At 67.1% G+C, this 17,865-nt stretch carries 16 protein-coding genes and 2 pseudogenes; 7 read left to right on the top strand and 11 right to left on the bottom strand.

What is annotated here, in order from left to right:
- Positions 1-40: 40 nt before the first annotated feature.
- A complete protein-coding gene (locus tag ACLZOT_RS14960; protein WP_416969345.1) occupies positions 41-211 on the bottom strand; it encodes a hypothetical protein in 171 nt (56 codons plus the stop codon).
- A gap of 290 nt (positions 212-501) precedes the next feature.
- Positions 502-1,554: pseudogene (locus ACLZOT_RS14955) on the bottom strand (IS701 family transposase); the annotation flags it as partial.
- On the opposite strand from ACLZOT_RS14955, the gene ACLZOT_RS14950 reads away from it, so the two are divergent.
- From ACLZOT_RS14950 to ACLZOT_RS14940, 3 genes are read left to right on the top strand one after another with little or no spacing between them, the layout of a single operon-like run.
- On the top strand, positions 1,462-1,839 hold the full coding sequence (locus ACLZOT_RS14950; RefSeq protein ID WP_416969436.1) for a hypothetical protein: 378 nt from the start codon (positions 1,462-1,464) through the stop codon (positions 1,837-1,839). The pseudogene ACLZOT_RS14955 and the gene ACLZOT_RS14950 overlap by 93 nt on opposite strands.
- On the top strand, positions 1,839-2,213 hold the full coding sequence (locus tag ACLZOT_RS14945; protein ID WP_416969344.1) for a hypothetical protein: 375 nt from the start codon (positions 1,839-1,841) through the stop codon (positions 2,211-2,213). Before ACLZOT_RS14950 ends, ACLZOT_RS14945 begins: the two co-directional genes overlap by 1 nt.
- A 7-nt stretch (positions 2,214-2,220) precedes the next feature.
- A complete protein-coding gene (locus tag ACLZOT_RS14940) occupies positions 2,221-2,403 on the top strand; it encodes a hypothetical protein (RefSeq protein ID WP_416969343.1) in 183 nt (60 codons plus the stop codon).
- Positions 2,404-3,083: 680 nt separating this feature from the next.
- On the opposite strand, the gene ACLZOT_RS14935 is transcribed toward ACLZOT_RS14940, so the two are convergent.
- The 4 genes from ACLZOT_RS14935 to ACLZOT_RS14920 form a co-directional block, all read right to left on the bottom strand.
- Positions 3,084-3,776: a hypothetical protein gene (locus ACLZOT_RS14935; RefSeq protein WP_416969342.1), complete on the bottom strand. Its 693-nt coding sequence runs from the start codon at positions 3,774-3,776 to the stop codon at positions 3,084-3,086.
- A gap of 179 nt (positions 3,777-3,955) precedes the next feature.
- The gene (locus tag ACLZOT_RS14930) at positions 3,956-4,909 is read right to left on the bottom strand and encodes a hypothetical protein (RefSeq protein WP_416969341.1); all 954 of its coding nucleotides are present in this window, start codon (positions 4,907-4,909) and stop codon (positions 3,956-3,958) included.
- A gap of 55 nt (positions 4,910-4,964) precedes the next feature.
- Entirely contained in the window at positions 4,965-6,116 is a 1,152-nt protein-coding gene (locus ACLZOT_RS14925) for a hypothetical protein (RefSeq protein WP_416969340.1), read from the bottom strand.
- A 171-nt stretch (positions 6,117-6,287) separates the two neighbouring features.
- Positions 6,288-8,174 carry a pentapeptide repeat-containing protein gene (locus ACLZOT_RS14920; protein WP_416969339.1) on the bottom strand — a complete coding sequence of 629 codons (1,887 nt, stop codon included), beginning with the start codon at positions 8,172-8,174 and terminating at the stop codon, positions 6,288-6,290.
- A 534-nt stretch (positions 8,175-8,708) separates the two neighbouring features.
- Between ACLZOT_RS14920 and ACLZOT_RS14915 the strand changes: the two genes are divergently transcribed.
- From ACLZOT_RS14915 to ACLZOT_RS14905, 3 genes and pseudogenes are all read left to right on the top strand, one after another.
- Positions 8,709-9,869 carry a hypothetical protein gene (locus ACLZOT_RS14915; protein ID WP_416969338.1) on the top strand — a complete coding sequence of 387 codons (1,161 nt, stop codon included), beginning with the start codon at positions 8,709-8,711 and terminating at the stop codon, positions 9,867-9,869.
- Between the two features lie 166 nt (positions 9,870-10,035).
- Positions 10,036-10,853, top strand: a protein-coding gene (locus tag ACLZOT_RS14910; RefSeq protein ID WP_416969337.1) for an IS5 family transposase whose coding sequence is annotated in 2 segments (ribosomal slippage) — positions 10,036-10,378 and positions 10,378-10,853 — 819 coding nt in all. Because the reading frame shifts where the segments join, the coding sequence is not laid out codon by codon here.
- Between the two features lie 34 nt (positions 10,854-10,887).
- Positions 10,888-11,130, top strand: a pseudogene (locus ACLZOT_RS14905) (transposase); the annotation flags it as partial.
- 189 nt (positions 11,131-11,319) lie between these two features.
- Here ACLZOT_RS14905 and ACLZOT_RS14900 read toward each other — a convergent pair.
- Positions 11,320-11,880 (bottom strand): hypothetical protein, encoded by a 561-nt coding sequence (locus ACLZOT_RS14900; protein WP_416969336.1) that lies wholly within the window; start codon positions 11,878-11,880, stop codon positions 11,320-11,322.
- An 845-nt stretch (positions 11,881-12,725) separates the two neighbouring features.
- Here ACLZOT_RS14900 and ACLZOT_RS14895 point away from each other — a divergent pair.
- A complete protein-coding gene (locus ACLZOT_RS14895; RefSeq protein ID WP_416969335.1) occupies positions 12,726-13,970 on the top strand; it encodes a site-specific integrase in 1,245 nt (414 codons plus the stop codon).
- A gap of 229 nt (positions 13,971-14,199) precedes the next feature.
- Here ACLZOT_RS14895 and ACLZOT_RS14890 read toward each other — a convergent pair whose 3' ends face one another.
- The 4 genes from ACLZOT_RS14890 to ACLZOT_RS14875 all read right to left on the bottom strand — a co-directional run bounded on the left by ACLZOT_RS14890 (position 14,200) and on the right by ACLZOT_RS14875 (position 17,795).
- Entirely contained in the window at positions 14,200-14,466 is a 267-nt protein-coding gene (locus ACLZOT_RS14890; RefSeq protein WP_416969334.1) for a ribonuclease domain-containing protein, read from the bottom strand.
- Between the two features lie 40 nt (positions 14,467-14,506).
- Complete coding sequence (locus ACLZOT_RS14885; protein WP_416969435.1) at positions 14,507-15,517, bottom strand: sugar-binding transcriptional regulator; 1,011 nt, start codon at positions 15,515-15,517, stop codon at positions 14,507-14,509.
- Positions 15,518-15,642: 125 nt separating this feature from the next.
- Positions 15,643-16,323, bottom strand: coding sequence for a ribulose-phosphate 3-epimerase (rpe, locus tag ACLZOT_RS14880; RefSeq protein ID WP_416969333.1), 681 nt, complete (start codon positions 16,321-16,323; stop codon positions 15,643-15,645).
- Between the two features lie 125 nt (positions 16,324-16,448).
- Complete coding sequence (locus ACLZOT_RS14875; protein WP_416969434.1) at positions 16,449-17,795, bottom strand: RsmB/NOP family class I SAM-dependent RNA methyltransferase; 1,347 nt, start codon at positions 17,793-17,795, stop codon at positions 16,449-16,451.
- Positions 17,796-17,865: the final 70 nt, after the last annotated feature.

Below are 17,865 nucleotides of genomic sequence, written 5' to 3'. Positions count from 1 at the left end.
CCGAACCCCAGGTCAAAGCGCCCTCAAGCCCTCCAGAGGCTTAGCGCCGGTTTTCGTTCCGATGTTCCTCAACCCCCAACTCCGCGACGACGCTGCCGCGTACGATCTCGCGGATTACTGGCGGCATCATGTTCAGCCCGGCCACGAAGATGTAGGTGTAGGCGGAGTCTCGCTGAAGCGCAAGATCAGGATAGGCAGCCTCGACGATCACCCGACGCAGGTACTACAGCCGTGACTCGCGATCTCGTCTGTCGCGGGTGGCGTAGTGGCAGCGTTTCGCGCGGGTCTGGTGGGTGCGTCGCCAGTGTGACTGGGCGAGCACGATCGTCGGTGGCAGGGGTGCGGTGGCCCAGACGAGCCGGTTGAGCAGGCGGCGGATCTCCTCCGCGGTGTAGCGGATCAGCTTTTCAACGCGGCCTGACGATCCCCCTTTTCGGCTTCGTCCGGCGGAGCTGTCGGGGTGGGCAGCTGGTCGGGTTCTCCGGGGCGTTGGAGGTCGCGGCTGCGGGTGTCGGTGATGGTCAGGAAGGCCAGGGCAGCCATGGACAGGGTGATGTGGCGGTGCCAGGCGTCCCAGGTACGGACCTCGTAGTGGTCCAGTCCGCAGTCGGACTTCGCGGTCTCAAAACAGTCCTCGACGGACCAGCGCAGGCCCATCACCCGGACGATCTCGCCGATCGGGGTGCCGGCCCTGGCGTGGACGGCGAAGTACGCGATCTGGGTCGGATCGGCGATCGAGCGCCGCACCAGCAGCAGATGAAGGCAGCCGCGGCGGGGACCGCCCTCGGCGCCGCCGGGCCAGGTCACCTCGGCCAGTGCCCAGTCGTAGGAACGCAGGCCCTTGGCCCCTGCCCCGCACGAGCGGCGCTCGAAAAGGAGCGGGACGGCGGCGGCGAACGCGTCCACCCACAGGTTTCCGGTGCCGTGCGTGTGCACCGTCTCGTCCACGGGAACGGCCATGACATACGGGATGCGGCGGCGCTCCAGGGCGGCGCGGAGGTTACGGTCCCGGCCATAGGCGCTGTCGGCGGCCACCCAGCCGAAGGGTACCTTCGCGCGCGCTCGGGGAATGTGCTGGGCGCGGCAGCGGCCGACATCGTCGCACCAGGCGGCGGGCAGATACAACTCCCGGTCGATCAACGCCCGCCCGGTGTCGGTGGCGTAGGCGCAGAACACCGCGACCTGGCAGTTCTCGATCTGGCCGGTGATCCCGGCGTACTGCGGGGCCACCCCGGCCGACATCCGGCCCTTCTTCAGGAACGCCGTCTCGTCCAGCACCAGCACCCCGTCCGGCCGGGCCAGGAACTGCACGACGAACGACCGCAGAGCGTCACGGAGTTGATCCGCGCACCAGGTCGAGCGGGCCAGGAACCACTGCACCCGGTCCGGACTCGGGTGCCCGACATGCTCGGCGATCTGCCAGCCGTTCTTCCGTTCGACCGGCGCGATCAACGCCTTCACATACGCCATCGCCATCCGACGCGGCTCGACCCGACCGAAGACCCCCGCCAAAGAGGCGAAGAAGTCATCGAACCAGCCCGCCCAGACCCGCACCGCCCGCTCCGTACTCACAGACGGGTCAACGCATCACACAGCTACCGGACACGGACACAAGTCACGGCTGTAGTACGGGGCGTCGATATTCAGCGCTCCGATGTGCACGCCACGCTGGAGCCGCACGCCGGCCAGCCGGAGCGGCGGCCGGCGATCCGCCGCGGACTGACCTCCATGACCGGCATCAGCGAGGAGATCGCCGAGCGAATCCTGACCGCGCGCGGCACTGCAGCCTTCTACTCGGTGGCCGACGTCGCCCGCCGCACGCGCTGTCGGCGAGGCTGATGGAGCAGTTGGCCACCGCCGGGGCATTCGACGGCCTCGGCGTGGACCGGCGCACCGCCCTGTGGTCGGCCGGCGCCTACACCGGCGAGATCCAGGACGTCCTTCCAGGGTTGGACGACCTGGCGCCCGCGCCGGAATTGCCGGTCATGACCGCAACCGAGGTCACCGCCGCCGACCTCGACGCCTCCGGCGCCAGCGCCACCACCCATCCCGCACTGCACCTCCGTACCGTGCTGGCCTCGCACGGGGCGCAGCCCGCACGCGAGGCCCGTGACCTGGCCGACCAGACCCGGGTGCGAGTCGGGGGACTGGCCAAGTACATCCAACGCCCCCCCGACAGCCAAGGGAGTTGCGTTCGGCGCCCTGGAAGATGAGACCGGCATGATCAGCCTGATCTTTTCTCCCCCGGTCTGGGAACGCACACGAGAGGTGGTCCTCGGCGCCCCCGCCGTGCTGCTGGAGGGACACATCGAGCGAGACCGCGGCTCGGTCAACCTGATCGTGCACCGCGCATACACACTCGCGGGCCCCGCTCGGGCCCACCGGCCGGGGCGATTCAGGTGACACCCCAGCGCGACACGCGACCCCGCCCCAGTTCACCGGCGGTCCCCATAACGCTCGACTTCCCCGGCCGAGCCCCCCAAGGGGCCCTGTGACGCACGCCACAGAACATTGACCCCACTCACACAATCACACGCAATGACGCACATCGCCTCCAAATCTCTTAAGCGCACAGCCCCACCTGCCCGTCCACCCAAGATCAACACCCTCCTCCACCTTGGATTCAAAGTTTCCACCACCTTGAACGCGGCGACGGGTGGGCATCGCGGGAGCACGTGACCTTGGAATCGAAGGTATGGTGAACGCGGAAAGCCACCGCCGGATCTCATCGGCTGGACACCTGCGAGATCGGGCGGTGGCTTTCTTGTCTCGTCATCCCATTGTCAGGAGCGATACGTGTCAAACGATACAGGCCGCAAGCCTTCGAAGATGGTCAGCCTGCGGCGACGGGCAAGGGTGCTCGCGTGGCGAGCAGCGCTTGGTGCGGCGTACGCCCTGGGCGCAGGTTTGGTGACGTTCGCTGTGCGTTGGGTCCTCACCTAACCCGGACCAGGCCGCCTAGGAAGGGGGTAGCAGACCGCTGCCCCCTTCGCTCAAGCTCTTGTCACTCGGCACGAGTCAGGAGCGACTCGTCAACATAGTCGGAGAGCTTCTTCCTCTTGCCCTTGACGGTGATCACTTTGTCACCGGAGCGGCGAACTGCCAAGCGGACCGACTCGGTGTTGGTTCCTGGAAGGATCTTGATATCCCAGCCCTTGGACCCGCTCGATGCGGTGCTCTTTCTTTTCCCCATGGCTCGGCTCCTTCACTCCGGCGCCCACTCCGAGGAGGATGGCTCCGACGATCAGTGCGACGACCGACATCACTAGACTACGTCGCTTCGGGCGGATCAGATCATGCCGGCCACTAGTGATCAGCCCCGAGACTGTGGCGATGAGCGTCAGCCGTGTCTCTTCGGCTGGTGTTGTGAGGTACGCCTGGAGACCGGCAGAGTCCAACGTCAGCGGGCCTTGTCTGACAAAGTCGGCGAGGGCCGCGATCGAGCACAGCATGCTTGCCACCAGCGCACTGAGCCCCGCCATCTTCCAGTTCGGGGCCGCCGACAGGTCCAGAGCCACGGCTCCCAACACCGCTTCAAGACCCAGCAGCGCAGAGGCCGTGCCATTGAGCACCCCTTGCCGCGCGCTGTCCTGCTCTCGTTCGGAAAGCAGTGTCTGGAGCAGGATCTCCGCCGATGGTTCATCAGAGAATCCCGCTGTATCAGGCTGCTCTCGTCGGCGAGTCCTTCCCTTACGCAGCCGTAGCAAGGCAACTGAGAAGGCGGTGATGAAAGCGACGCGGCATGCACGCATGGCCTGATCATTCGCGTTCGACATCAAGAACGCGTGCTGCCGAGGCCAAACGGGTGGGACTGGACGCGTCGGGTGTCGGCGACGGCCGACATCGGGGGCTCCGAGCCCGGCGGCTCCTACCGCAAGTGAACACAGGTCAGGACCTATACACACTCTGTGTACGTACGCTCAGCGGCGATCGGTAGTGGTGGTGCATCGCCTGATCAGATGTCGATGATTACGATCCGTTCGACGCTCTCAGAGACCCATGTCGGTACCGGGAGCCCCTGCTCGGCATCGCGGACATAGTCCGGCAGGTTCGTGCGAAGGCCCTGCAGCACGTGGACGAAGTACGGCTCGCTGAAGTGGCCTCGGTCGACGGGAAGGTCGCTGAAGACCATGGTCGCCTCGGTGTCGACTGGCTCGGCGAGTAGGGCTTCGAACTGACGGATTCGGACGCCGTGGACCGGGGAGAAGATCCGCTTGGCGATCTCGGCCGACCCCACCTGGGTGTCGAGGAGGAAGCTCTTGAGCCGGCCAGTACTCGGTCCGACGTAGTTCCGCAGGGGAATGGCGCTGAGCCGGCCAGTTGACAGCCCAGGGTCGACCAGGTCCTCCCAGGGAGTTGCCCGCTGAAAGGCGTCAATCGCCATCTCGTGCGCGGAAAGAAGGCCCGTCTTGTAGCGGACCGTCAGCGCGCTGATCACCGAGACGCTGCAGCGCTCGCACCTTTGGCATGGCGAAACCGCGTGCTGGCCGCCACAGCCCAGGTCACCCCGGAACTCCGGGGTGCCGGTGTAGAGCATGTACAGGGCCGGCAGGCGAAAGCGGCGGGCGGACGTGTGCAGAAGGTCAATCTGGTCGCCCACTTTGCTGTGCTGCCCGAAGCCGATGGACCAGCGCCGACCATCGCGCTTGAGGTTCTTCGCCTGGATCAGGCTGCCGAAGCACTGCCCGGTTCGGTCTCGCCACCAGCACAGCCAGTCAACGCCGTTCTTGCCCTCCTGGAAGCCGTTGAACTGGATCGATTTGACATACGGTTCGGTGTGCTGACACAGGATGTCCGTCACCGTGTCCTCGCGCCACGAGCTGTATCCCCTGTCCAGACGGTCGGCCATGTGTGCGGCGGCGTGTACTCGGCCATTGGTGAATGCGGCAAGGACGTTGGGGTCGAACACGCTGGGGCTCCTGACGCGCTCGGAACCGGAAGGTACTTCCCGATTCTGCTGGCGACTACTCGATGACTGCACATACTCCGTCGGCCATGGTGCTCCACCAGCTCAGCAGCATGCCACGGACGAGATGAGCGAAGAGCGCCAAAGTCATCGGGAGTTCCTCGGCCGACCAGGTCGTATCGCCGCTCCCGTATGGGCCATTGGTGAACCGTTCGGCCGGCAACCCGTCGCTGGCGATTGGGGGTGGTATGAGTAGCGGCCAGGGAAAGGGAGCACCTGCGTGCAGGCGGGCCGAGCGGTACTCATACACCCTTTTGAGCGCGCCTTCCATTCCCCGGCGGGACCACGGAAGTTGGGCCGACTGATCGGTAGTACGCGGCTCGGGCGGGTTGGGCCGGAACACACGGGCGAAGGAGAGGAACCGGCCAGTGGCCTTGATCAGACCGGCGAACTCCGTTTCGGCGGCCCGCACCAACAGTTCGTCACCGCCGCGCTTGACCAGCGCCTCGGCGGCGAGAGGGAAGCTACTCGTGACCAGCTGCGCGTAGTCGGCGGTGGCGACCTGGTGCGAGGTCGCGGCGACCTCCACTGCGCTGACCAGCATCAGCCAGGCAAGTTCCGGCTCGCCATCGGCGATCCACAGCGCGTCGGCGTACTGCCGCGCGGCCCGTACCAGGTCGATGGCATGTTGCGGCGCTAGGCCCGGCAGGGATCCCAGGTATCCGCGGACGGACGCGATGTCGACCGGCGTGTCCGTCGGGACCGGGATGATCGGCGAGGCCCATGGCGACGTCGGCGCACTCGGCAGGGTGCCCGCACTCGGGTGGTAGGAGGTGATGGTCCCGTTGTTGTTGCGGTGGATGACTGGGTCGTCGCCTCGGAGTCGGACTCCGAGGATCAGAGACAGCATCGCGGTGATCTCTTGGTGGATCGACAGCCCCGTCCAGCCGCTGTTGTCGGAGACCGGCGCTTCGTCGCTGGGGTCTCGGAACCAACTGGCGAGTTCCATAACGGGGCGCAGCTGCCCCATCTGATGGTCGGAGGAGGCGTCGAGCGAGGCGATCCGGTAGGGGCCGGCCGATTCGCCGTCTGCTGTTCCTTGGACATCCGTGTCCGAGAACAGCCGGGTTGTCCAGCCGCGGGTTGGGGCGTCGCGGTACTGCCACAGCCGCACTGACCAGGGCGGCTGGACAACGTTTGGAGCTGTCATGGAACTGCCCCCAGAGGTGAAGGAGTTGACGGGAGCACCGTCCCACGGGGCCTCCGCCGCAGACGAGGTCACGGCTTGAGTGGTTCCTTAAGGATGTCGGCGACAGAGGTTGCCGGCGGGTCAGGAGTTCCTGCGCGCCAGCCGTCGCGCGCGGGTCTCGCTTCGGGCCGGCTACCGCTTGATGCGGCTGCGGATGGCCAGTAGACCGAGACCGAGCAGCACGGGTTCCGCAAGACGCGAGGTCATCTCGGTGTAGGTGCCGAAGGTTGTCAGGTCCTGTCCCGAGGACCGGAAGATCACCGAGTTGATGACCACCTGCAGAGACTTGTCGAACCGTTCGCCCGACAGACGTGCTTCATAGGGTCCGTCGGGGTTGACCGGGTCGGGGCTGTCGGTGGTCATCGTGATCACGCGGCCGGTGAGACTGCCGGTGCTCTCGGTCGTCGGATCCTGCTGGGGCAGGCCCCACAGCATCATGGCGACAACGGTCGTTGTCATGGCCCCTAACAGCCAGCCGAAGGCCCGGGAGGCACGCATGCCGTAGCCGGACAGAAGCCAGTAGCCGAAGAGCAGGACCCACTCGCTGAAGGGGATATCGTCGGCGTGCCGGCGCATCTCCATCTCCCCGTAATAGAAGTCGGCGGCTCCGGGTTCGTGTTTGCTGTCTTCGAACGACTTGCGCAGCGCCCGGTACACCGGTGCCAGTTCCGCGGGCGTGAGGATGTCCCCCGGTGGCGGCGCGGGTGTCCATCCTTCGCCAATTCGGGGACGGCTGGCCCGCCAGTGGTGTTCTTCGGCGAGCGTCCGGCGGGGTGTCCATCGCACTGGTCGCATGTGGCGCCAGTGGAGGCCAGCGGGGGTGGCGGCCAGGGTGTATCGCCCTTCCAGGCGGAGCTGGTCGAGGTGGATGGTCCCGGCGAACAGGCAGTCGGACAGGTCAACTCCGTTGAGTACGAGATGCGCGGCATCCAGCCCTCGCAGGGAAACCACCCTTACCCGCGGGTTGGTCAGGCACGGCTCGGCAAGGTCGTGGCGGCGGCTCAGGGAGAACGGGCGGGGCCGGGCCGCGACGCTCAATGGATATTCCACCACCGCATCGCTCAGGTCCACGGCGGCGTGCCGCAATCGCAGCGTCGCGCTGGACATCCACCGGGTTCGCCGGCAGCAGACAGCGTTCGCTGCTACCTCGATGGTCGCGGTGTCGTGAAACATCGCTTCCGACAGATCCACCGTCCCAGCACAGGCCAATGGGCCAACGTACGCCGCCTGTTCGAACCTCACCTTGTAGAAGGAGATGTCTCCGACCGACTGTGCTCCCCGGAAGGAGACGGCGCCGCCGAACACGGAATCGTCAAACTCGGCTCCAGCGCCGATGTCTGCTCTCTCGAAGCGGACTTGGCCACTGATCTCGACTTCGCGGAACACGGCGCCCGCGTCGATCTTGGCTCGGTCGAAGACCAAATCGCCTCCGATCGTCGTGCCGCTGAGCGAGATGCCGCCGTTGACAGCGGCGCCTCCGAAGCGAACGTCCTTGCCGATCGCCGCCTGGTCGCCGTGCACGTCGCCGCGAATCCGGGCGTTGCCGAAGTACACACTGTGTGTGATGTGTGCCAGGTCGAAGTTGGCGTCTTCCCGCACCCGTACCTCTGCGAACCAGGCGTCCCCCGAGATCCGGGCCTGTCTGAACTCGACCGCACCGCCGAACTCGGCCTTGGAGAACTGCAAGTCACCGTCGATATGAGCATTTTGGAATTGGGCGTTGCCACCGGTCTTCGCCTTTCCGAACCGGGCCGTGCCCTTGATGCGTGCTCCGTCGAACGCCGCAGTGCCGCCGATCTCGACCTCGGTAAAGAGGGCGTCGCCATCGACGGCGGTATCGGTGAAGTCTGCGTGGCGGCTGATCACGGCCCTGCTGAAGTCGGCGTCAGATACGAACCGTGCCCCGGTGAACTTCGCCTGCCTCAGGGTCGGCCTTCCCGTGGAGGGCTCGGTGACGGCGGCGAGGAGCTCGCTCAGCAGGTCCGGTGTAAAAGCGGTGCCTCGGTGGTCGAGATCCACGCCCGGCAGCAGTCCGGACAGGTAGGCCGAGCGATCCGCCTCGGCAAGGTGCGCAAGACAGACGGAGTACGGCTCGACCCGACGACCGCGGCACCCCTCGTCCTGTGGATCGGACCGGTGTGCGCACTGAGGCCAGTCGCGCGCCACAACGAGTGGTAGGGAAGGCGTCACATGACGCAGGACGGGCAATCACAACAAGCGGTTGCAGGTTGAGGAAGGTATGCAGAAGCCGTCGGCCGGCCAGCCCACGGCCAGGATGGCCGCGGTGGGCCACCCGCTCGCAGCGCCGAGCCCGTTGGGGATATTCCGCTTGCGCCGAGTCGTGCCGAAGCCCGATCCTGCTCTGTTCGCTACGTTCGCGGCAGAAGGGCCAAACCAGTGACGATGACCGGCGGCGAGATCCTCGCAGAACTCCAGGCCGCGGATCCCCGCGTGCTGCATTTCACGCCTTTCGGTCTCGGCGGAGCCATGCGCCCCGAAGACGCAGCCGATTACCAACAGCGACTGATCTCCAACCTCGTGCTGGACGATGGCGTGGCGGAGGCAACCCGACAGAAGTTCCAGCAACTCCGCGCCTGCTACAGCCAGGGCCTGCTGTGCTACGAGCTGTTCACGCTGGTAGCGGACGCCGCCAAGCTGACCCTCGAACAGGCACTACGGGACCGGTTTGCCGCCCACCACAGCGGCACGATCACCGTCCGGGACCGCTCGCAGGTCGAGCACGAGATCACCTACACCACCTACCCGGACTTCTTCGGGCAGTACAAGAAGGCCGGCGGAACCAAGATCCGTATGGGCAGCTCGCGCACCTGGACCGGGTTCAACGGGACGCTCGACGGCCTGCTGCTGTGGGCACGACGCGAGAGCCTGCTGCGCGGCCAGCGCAACCGCGGCATCGAGCGTGCCAAGAAGGCCCTACGGAACCTGACCGCCCACGGCACCTTCCACCTCCTCAGCCCCGTCGACGCCTACCGCGACCTGTCCGACCTCGCGGAGATCATCAACCATCTGTGGGGGCACTCCACTCCGGGAGGCCGCCTCTACCCGGCGCCGATCGCCCGCGACGTGGTCGCCATCAGCTGGAACAGCACCAGCGTGCACGCCGCGCACGCCGAGCAACTCGTCCGCCAACAACCGGGAGAGGAACACGATTTCATCTACGTGCTGGCACGAGCGGTCTTCTGGCCCGGCGACCGCGAGGACCCCCACCTGATGGAGTACGACACCCTCAACGCCACCACCCGCTACCCCACGCAGTACCTGTGGGGTCCCGGCAGCCGCGCCGAGGCGATCGCCTGGTTCGAGAAAGAAGCACCCAAGCCGGACTACTGCGACACCCTCGACCAGATCTTCGTGATCCGCGTCCACGAGGGCCGGATCCACCTGCCGATGTACCCAGGCGTTGCCGCAGCGCTCCACACACCGGAGCAACAGGGGGCCTGGTACGCGATCCGCGCCGACGGACCCCACGAGGTGCTCGCCCACGTCCGCGCCCTGTCCTCCGCAGCAAACAGACACGCCCGGTCCAACGAGTGCGGGGAATGTTCCGTAGAGACCATCGCCCACGGAGACCTCATCGCCGTCCTCCGAGCCGCGCAGACCGCCGGCTCCGATATCACCCCTCTGACCGTGCCAGACGTTCGCACCTCCTTCGCCGACGTCATGGCCCCCAGGTCGGTCGCCGCATCAGCATGACGACCACTCCGGCCGTCCGTGTGAACGCCCTGGCCCGGACATCGCTACTTCACCGTTCCGCACCAATTGAACGGACCCTGACAAGAGTTATCCACAGGCCGATGCATGGGTGTGGACTAAGAGGATGTCTCACGTGGCCTGATGTCCGTGCGGCATGATGGCGGTCGTGGGTGTCGATCTGTCGCAGCGGCTGGTCCCTGATGAACTGTGGGAACTGGTCGCCCCGTTGCTGCCGTCGTTCGCTGCTCGTCCTCAGGGCGGCGGGACCGCTCCATGTGATGAGCGGGCCGTGTTCACTGCCGTGGTGTACGTGCTGACCAGCGGTTGCGCCTGGCGGCATCTGCCGCCGACGTTCGGCACGTCTCCCGCGACGGCACATCGCCGGTTCACGGCGTGGACCGAGGCGGGCCTGTGGCGCCGGCTGCACCGGGCGGTACTGGACGAACTCGGCGCCAGGGGCGAGGTCGACTGGACCTCGGCGATCGTCGACGCGGCGTCCGTCCGGGCGAAAAGGGGGGAACCCTGACCGGGCCGAATCCGGTCGATCGCGGCAAGAAGGGCAGCAAACTGCACGTCCTGTCCGACGCCCAGGGCACCCAGTTGGCTGTTGCGGTGTCCGGGGCGAACCTGCACGACAGCCAGGTGTTCATACCGCTGATCCTGGCGATACCCGCCGTCCGCTCCCGGCGCGGACCGCGCCGACGGCGACCGGTCAAGGTCCGTGCCGACAAGGCGTACTACTCCGCAGGCCACCTGGCCTGGCTCCGCGGTCGCGGCCTGATCCCGCGGATCGCGCGTCCGGGAATCGAGTCCGGCGAGCGGCTCGGCCGCCACCGCTGGAAGATCGAGCGGACGATCTCCTGGCTGTTCGGCTACCGCCGGCTCACCGTCCGATACGAACGCAAGGGCAGCCACTTCCTCGCCTTCCTCGGCCTCGCCGCAACCCTGACCTGCTACAAGAAGCTCGCAAAAATCACCACGTGAGACAACCTCTGAGTCACTACGCTCGACCGACGGAATCGAGTTCGTCCGCGCCATCGCCGAGCGGATGGTGCAGGAACTGATCGAGGCCGAGGCGACTGCCCACATCGGTGCGGAGTGGAACGAGCGCACCCCGGCACGGACCAACATCCGCAACGGTCACCGCGAGAAGGTGCTGACCACGCTGACCGGCGACCTGGACCTGGAGATCCCCAAGGTCCGCACCGGCAGCTTCTTCCCCAGCCCGCTGGAACGCCGGCGGCCGTCGGAAAAGGGCCTGGTCACAGGCACCTCGCTGGCGGCCTACCCAACCGCCCGCATGGTTCGGGAGGGGGCCGACGGAATAGGACCCGCACCACGGACACCTCGCCGGCGACCTACCTCACTCTCAACGTCCACCTGGTCGACGAGATCCAGCCAATCGACCGGATTTCATTGTTTCTGCTTGAAGTCCGATTCACCCGTTCCTTCAAGGAATGAATTTTTCTTCAAGGAGCGAAGAAATCTCTTTATCGAATCCCTCGGGGAGTGGCGTCAGCCGTCCGATTCCCGAGGGATTCGATAGCCCGAAGTACTCCCCTACGTGCGCCAGGGGCACTCCGTTGGTCACCGCTACCTCCATCGCGGCTCGACGGAGATCAGACAGAGTGACCCGAAGGTCTACCTCTCGCATTTTCTCTTGGAAAATACGCGCGATCCGATAACTCCGTACAGCCTCCCGCCCTCCTAGAAAGAGGGGATCATCCGGCTCCGCCTGCACGCCTGCCAAATGATCATTGACGGCTTCTGCGGCTGTTTCTGCTACGTGAATCTTCCGGACCTGCCATTTTCCGTGGATCACCACATGGGGATCATCACCCGGATGCCAGTCCCGGAGAAGGAGCCCCGTCACCTCAGCCTTCCGGAGACCAACAAGCAAAGACAGAGAAATCACCGCACAGAGAAGACGGTCGCTCCGGCCGGCATCCAGCGCGGCTCGCGCCATGACCGTCGGAAGAAGAGGACCACGTTCCACGCCAATCAGCATCATGAAGCGACCCTAGCCCTTCTGAATCCGCACGTGATCGCGAATCCGGATCAGAGGTCTCTCACAGCGCGCACCCTCCCCCCTTCCCTCAGACACCCGCTGGACGGCCCACCGTTCAGCGGGGGCCTGCGGAAGTCGGGCCGACCGACGACACGCACCACCGCACCGGTGAGCCCGCGACGCCTCCGCGTACCCCTTCACACCCGTCCGCTGGCAGCCACAGCCGATTCACCTTTATTTGTTTACGACAAATTGTAATTTAACTACAGATAAGGAACCAACTGCACCTGTCGATCCACTTCCGTTTCGGCTACCGTCACCTTGTCCATCAATACACATTGACGATTGAGGTGACGGTGCTCCGCCTCCAGGGTCAGGCACGACCCACCCGCGCGACGGAGCACCGCCCTGTCATAGGAGGTGTGATCTTGGCGTACACCGGCCTGACTGGCGGAGACATGCCCGCTCTTATCTCCCTCGGATTTCCTCCCGAGGTGCTCCGATGACGAGAGCAGAAAGCTCGAAGCATTCCCCTTCTTTCGACTCTCCAGATCGATATATGCTGCCCAGCGAGGTGGAACACCGGTTGGGTATTTCACCTTCAACGAGACGCCGGTGGACGAACCGGGGGCTGCTGCATGCTTTTCCCCTCGGGCCGCACTACCGGCCCGGCCCGGGAGGGAATCAGGGAGGTGGCAGGAATGGCAGTCGGGTGCGCTACAGCGAGCACGAGGTCAACAGTCTCTTCGCCCATATCAAGAACGGCGAGCTCGCCCGTCCCTCCAAGCCTGTCGATCCGTAGATCCCGCAAGTACCCAAAGTCAGCGAATCTCACACGGAAGAGGAAAATGGCCGAGTTCGATGCACCGTTCGACCGGTGGCACAAGAAGTACAGGAAGCCAGGGGACGTGCCGTGCAGATGCGGCACGAAGAGGAACCCGCTCTATCCATCGGCCGACCACGGCCGCGGCCAGCAGTGGCAGGCCCGCTACACCGACCCGAACGGCAAGCCGCGCCGGCCGACGTTCGGCACGTGGGAGCGGGCCCGGGACCACCTGGACGAAATACGGAAGAACCTGCGTGATAACGCGTGGGTGGATCCGGAGCCGGGGAAGAAGACCGTCGCGTTCTACGCGGACGAGCTGATCGCGCGCCGGAAGAAGAAAACGAAGAACCGCAACACGACCAAGAACTACGAGAGCCATTTGCGATGCCACATCAAGCCGTTCGCAGGACCAAGGATCTCGCAGACGATGACCCGCCGGGACACCATGGCCTTCGTTGACTTCCTCCTGGATCGGCCGGGCCTCACCACAGCGAGCAGCGTGATAGCGGTGTACCGGACGTGGCGCATTCTCATGAACTACATGATCGACGCAGACGTCCCGCTGCCTGCCAATGTCTGCGCGCGCATCGAGCTCCCGGAGGAAGAACCGAGGGTCACGGTCACTCTGTCCCCCCAGCAGGTAGCGGACCTCGCCGCGGCCATGCGGGAGGTCGAACCGCGGCTAGAGATCCTCGTGTGGATCGGCGCTTGCGCGGGCCTCCGTAAGGGCGAGGCGTTCGGGCTCACCAAGGACTCGGTGAACTGGGACGAGGACCAGCTCTACGTGGTGGAGCAGCGGCAAGAGGGTCGTGCCGTGAAGCTGAAGACCAAAGCCAGTTACGCCACGCTGCCGGTCGACCATTTCCTCATCTCGCGCCTGCGAGAGCACATCGACACCTTCCCCCAAGTGGCACCCGTCTGCTACCAGGCCCAGCGTTCGAGAAAGCTGAGAGGTTATGTGCCACCGCCGGATCAGGGTCTGATCGTGACCAATAAGCGTGGTCTGCCGGTCTCCCGGAGCACCTTCCTGCTCAAGTGGAGGACCGCCGTGGAGTTGGCGGGGCTTCCGGAAGGGACCCGGTTCCACGACCTGAAGCACTTCTACACGACGCGTCTCTCCTCGTCGGGGGAGTTCGACCCGAAGACGGTCCAGGCGCTGTCGCGCCACGCGGAGTTCTCGGAGACGTGGGACACCTACGCCCATCCGCCGGTGGCGGTCCAGGGGGTCCGTGTGGAGACGTTCGGGGTGCTGTTCGCCGCGGCGTGATGGGCCCGTACCGCGGCCGGGCCGGCCGTGTTGCGAGGGCTTGACCTGACCCGCCCCTGTTGTGCAAGACTCACTGTCGGTTCGAGGCTACCCGTCGCAGCGCGAGGGGGCGCCGGTCCGTGGAACGGCTGGCGCACTCGATTCGACCCCGATTCGACCCCGAGAGTACCGGCAGAGCGGCTCAAGGCTCTGACCAGGGAAGACGGGGTGCGGCGGACGCTACGGGTCTTTACTCGTGGTAGTAGCCCCGTTTCTCCTTGGGCAGCCGCCCCTCGAAGTTCCCGAAGACGACGCCGTCGCGGGAGTAGGGGTAGGGGCCGCCCTTGTCGATGAGGGCGAGGGTCTTGCGGGCCTCTGCGGGGAGGTCGGCGGCCTTGACGGTGGCGAGGCCGCCCGCCTCACCGGTGCCGGCGCGATGATCGGACGAACACCCGGCGGCACCCCCGATCAGGACCAGCACGCACAGAAGCACCCGGGAGACGAACCGCAGCAGCATGCCGTAGATGCTGCCACGGCCGCCCCCGTGCGACCTTCTGTCAGACCCCGTCCGGGTCGGACCGGTTCAGCGCGGACTTCGGCGCCGGACCGGCGGTCATCAGATAGTCCGCCGCCGAGGTGTCCGTGACGAGGCTCGTCACCAGCCCCGACCTGAGCACCGCGTCGATCGCCGCCGCCTTGCGCTGCCCGCCCGCGATGGCGACGACCTCGGGGATCCGGCGCAGCTGGTCCGCCTTGACGGTGATGCACCGCTCGCCGAGGTCCCGGCCGACCCGGCGGCCCTCGGTGTCGAAGAGGTGCGCGGACATCTCGGCCGCGACGCCGAGGGAGGAGTAGTGGGCCCGCTCCTCGTCCGTCAGCATGTCGTGGACCGTGGAGACGCCCGGCTCCCAGGAGCCGATGGAGACACAGGCGACGGTGACCTTGTCGAAGTACTCGAAGGCCCGCGCGATCCCGGTCTGGCTGCGCAGCGCGGCGGCGGTGGCCGCGTCCGGCAGCAGCATGGGCGCGTAGATGGGGTGGGCGTCGCCGCCGGACACCTGAGCTGCCCGGCGCACCGCCTCCACCGAGCCGCGCTCGGCCGTCCCCGCGTCGTACACGCCCGTCAGCTGCACCACCGTGCAGGGCGGGAGCCGGTCGAGGGCCGCCGCCATGTTGATGGTGGAGCGGCCCCAGGCCAGGCCCAGGACGTCGCCCTCGTCGACGAGTTCGCCGAGCAGGTCGGCGGCCACCTCACCCAGGTTCTCGGGGTCGGGTGACTCCTCGGCGTCCGCCGGGGACTCGACGACGACCGCGTGCCTCAGGCCGTAGCGGGCGCGCAGCGCGTCGGAGCGCTCGGCGTCCAGCTCGGCCGGTACCCGGATCTCGATGCGTACGAGATCCCGTTCGAGAGCGGTCTCCAGGACCCGGGCCACCTTGAAGCGGCTGACGCCGAACTCCTCGGCGATCTGGATCTTGGACTTGCCCTCCAGGTAGAAGCGGCGGGCCATGGCCGCCGCCTGCACCAGCTCCGCGGGTCCCATCCGCATGGCCGACCGGCCCGCCGACATACCCGACACGGCGATCTCCTCACTGCTGTTTCACATCACTGCTGTTTCACGTTCTGGATTCGCCGTTCATCCTCGCAGATCCGGCGGTCTTGATCAGCCCTGAAGGGCTCTGTTGCAGGGTTCGTTCACTTGCCCGTGGCCCGGTGGTCGCACGCGGCCTCGGCCTGGGCGCGCAGTCCGCGTACGGCTGCCGCCGGGTCCTCGGCGCCGTACACGGCCGAACCGGCGACGAAGACGTCCGCGCCGGCCTCCGCGCAGCGCTCGATCGTGCTCGCGGAGACCCCGCCGTCGACCTGGAGCCACAGCTGCAGGCCGTGCTTGTCGATGAGCTGCCGGGTGCGGCGGATCTTCGGCAGCATGATGTCCAGGAACGCCTGGCCGCCGAAGCCCGGCTCGACCGTCATGATCAGGAGCATGTCGAGTTCGGGGAGCAGGTCCTCGTACGGCTCGATGGGCGTCGCGGGCTTCAGGGCCATCGACGCCCGGCCGCCCTTCGCACGGATCTCGCGGGCGAGGCGGACGGGGGCGGCGGCGGCCTCGACGTGGAAGGTGACCGAGGAGGCCCCGGCCTCGATGTACTGCGGGGCCCAGCGGTCCGGGTCCTCGATCATCAGGTGGCAGTCCAGCGGGGTGTCCGTCGCCTTCGCCAGGGACTCCACGATCGGGACGCCGAGGGTGAGGTTCGGGACGAAGTGGTTGTCCATGACGTCGACGTGGAGCCAGTCGGCGCCGGTGACTGCGTCGGCTTCGGCGGCCAGACGGGCGAAGTCGGCGGAGAGGATGCTGGGGTTGATCTGCACGGCCATGGGTCTAGCCTCCCATGGCCGGGCAGGGTGACGGGCACCGGTGGGGGAGGCGGGACAACATTTGGTGCGATGATCTTATTTAATCGCCCTTTACCTTCCGGGGGTGCCTGCCGGGGCTTGTGCGATCATCCGATCCTGCGGATCAGGGCCAGGTACATCGCGTCCGTGCCGTGCACATGCGGCCACAGCTGTACGTCCGGCCCCTCCCCCAATCCCGGCACACCCGGCAGCAGGGGGCGCGCGTCGATCAGGTCCGTCGCCGGGAACTGCTTGAGCACGTCCGCGACGACCGCCCGCGTCTCCGCGAGGTGCGGCGAGCAGGTCGCGTACCCGACGACCCCGCCGACCCGCACCGACTCCAGCGCGGTCTTCAGCAGCCCCCGCTGCAAGGGCGCGAACCCTTCGAGGTCCTCCGGGCGACGCCGCCAGCGGGCCTCCGGGCGGCGGCGCAGGGCGCCGAGACCGGTGCAGGGGACGTCCACGAGGACCCGGTCGAAGACACCCGGCCGCCACGGGGGGCGCGTCCCGTCCGCCGTGATCACCTGGTACGGGCCCGGATTGCCGGCCAGCGCCTTCGCGACCAGGCCCGCGCGGTGCGGCTGCTTCTCCGACGCCAGCAGGGTCGCGCCCCGCTCGGCGGCGAGCGCGGCGAGCAGCGCGGCCTTGCCGCCGGGTCCCGCGCAGCCGTCCAGCCAGCGTGCGTCGGGGCCGTCCAGGGGGGCGTTCGCGAGGGCCAGCGCCACCAGCTGGCTCCCCTCGTCCTGCACGCCGGCCCGCCCCTCACGGACCGCGTCGACAGCGCCCGGCTCCCCGCCCTCCGTCAACCGGACCGCGTACGGCGACCAGCGGCCCGCTTCGGCCGCCTCCTCCTCCAGCAGCTCCTGGACAGCCGACCTGCCCGGCCGCGCCACCAACGTCACCTCGGGACGCTCGTTGTCCGCCGCGAGCAGCTCCTCGATGCCCGCCCGGCCCCCGCCCAGCGAGTCCCACAGCGCCGACACGACCCAGCGGGGGTGCGAGTGGACGACGGCGAGGTGGTCCTCCGGGTCGTCGTCGTACGGCGGGGCGACCTTCTGGGCCCAGCCGTCCAGGTCGTCCTGCGCGATCTTCCGGAGCACCGCGTTGACGAACTTGGCGCGGCCGTCGCCGAGGACGACCCGCGCGAGCTCGACGGAGGCGGAGACCGCGGCGTGGGTGGGGATCCTGGTCCCCAGCAGCTGGTGGGCGCCGAGGCTCAGGACGTCCAGCACCGGCGGGTCGACCTCCCGCAGGGGGCGGTCGATACAGGCGGCGATGATCGAGTCGTACGTCCCCTGCCTGCGCAGCGTCCCGTACACCAGCTCGGTCGCGAGCGCGGCGTCCCGCCCGTCGAACTCCCCCTTCTCCCTGGCCTTCCTCAGCAGCGGCGGCAGCACCAGGTTCGCGTACGCGTCCCGCTCGTCCACCGCCCGCAGCACCTCGAACGCCAGCATCCGGACGGGGTCCTTCTTGGGCCGCCGGTACGGCTTGCCGGTCTTACGGGGCTGCGCAGAGGTGTCGCTC

Source organism: Streptomyces sp. 4F14, assembly GCF_048159485.1.
Taxonomy (GTDB): domain Bacteria; phylum Actinomycetota; class Actinomycetes; order Streptomycetales; family Streptomycetaceae; genus Streptomyces.
This window is presented reverse-complemented; position numbering and strand designations above follow the sequence as displayed.

Coding starts and splice junctions, on each gene's coding strand:
- rpe (WP_416969333.1), bottom strand. CDS start 16,323: ATGGCCGTGCAGATCAACCCCAGCATCCTCTCCGCCGACTTCGCCCGT.
- ACLZOT_RS14890 (WP_416969334.1), bottom strand. CDS start 14,466: ATGCTGCTGCGGTTCGTCTCCCGGGTGCTTCTGTGCGTGCTGGTCCTG.
- ACLZOT_RS14900 (WP_416969336.1), bottom strand. CDS start 11,880: ATGATGCTGATTGGCGTGGAACGTGGTCCTCTTCTTCCGACGGTCATG.
- ACLZOT_RS14945 (WP_416969344.1), top strand. CDS start 1,839: ATGGAGCAGTTGGCCACCGCCGGGGCATTCGACGGCCTCGGCGTGGAC.
- ACLZOT_RS14925 (WP_416969340.1), bottom strand. CDS start 6,116: ATGACAGCTCCAAACGTTGTCCAGCCGCCCTGGTCAGTGCGGCTGTGG.
- ACLZOT_RS14875 (WP_416969434.1), bottom strand. CDS start 17,795: ATGCTGGCGTTCGAGGTGCTGCGGGCGGTGGACGAGCGGGACGCGTAC.
- ACLZOT_RS14885 (WP_416969435.1), bottom strand. CDS start 15,517: ATGTCGGCGGGCCGGTCGGCCATGCGGATGGGACCCGCGGAGCTGGTG.
- ACLZOT_RS14935 (WP_416969342.1), bottom strand. CDS start 3,776: ATGTCGAACGCGAATGATCAGGCCATGCGTGCATGCCGCGTCGCTTTC.
- ACLZOT_RS14940 (WP_416969343.1), top strand. CDS start 2,221: ATGATCAGCCTGATCTTTTCTCCCCCGGTCTGGGAACGCACACGAGAG.
- ACLZOT_RS14895 (WP_416969335.1), top strand. CDS start 12,726: ATGGCCGAGTTCGATGCACCGTTCGACCGGTGGCACAAGAAGTACAGG.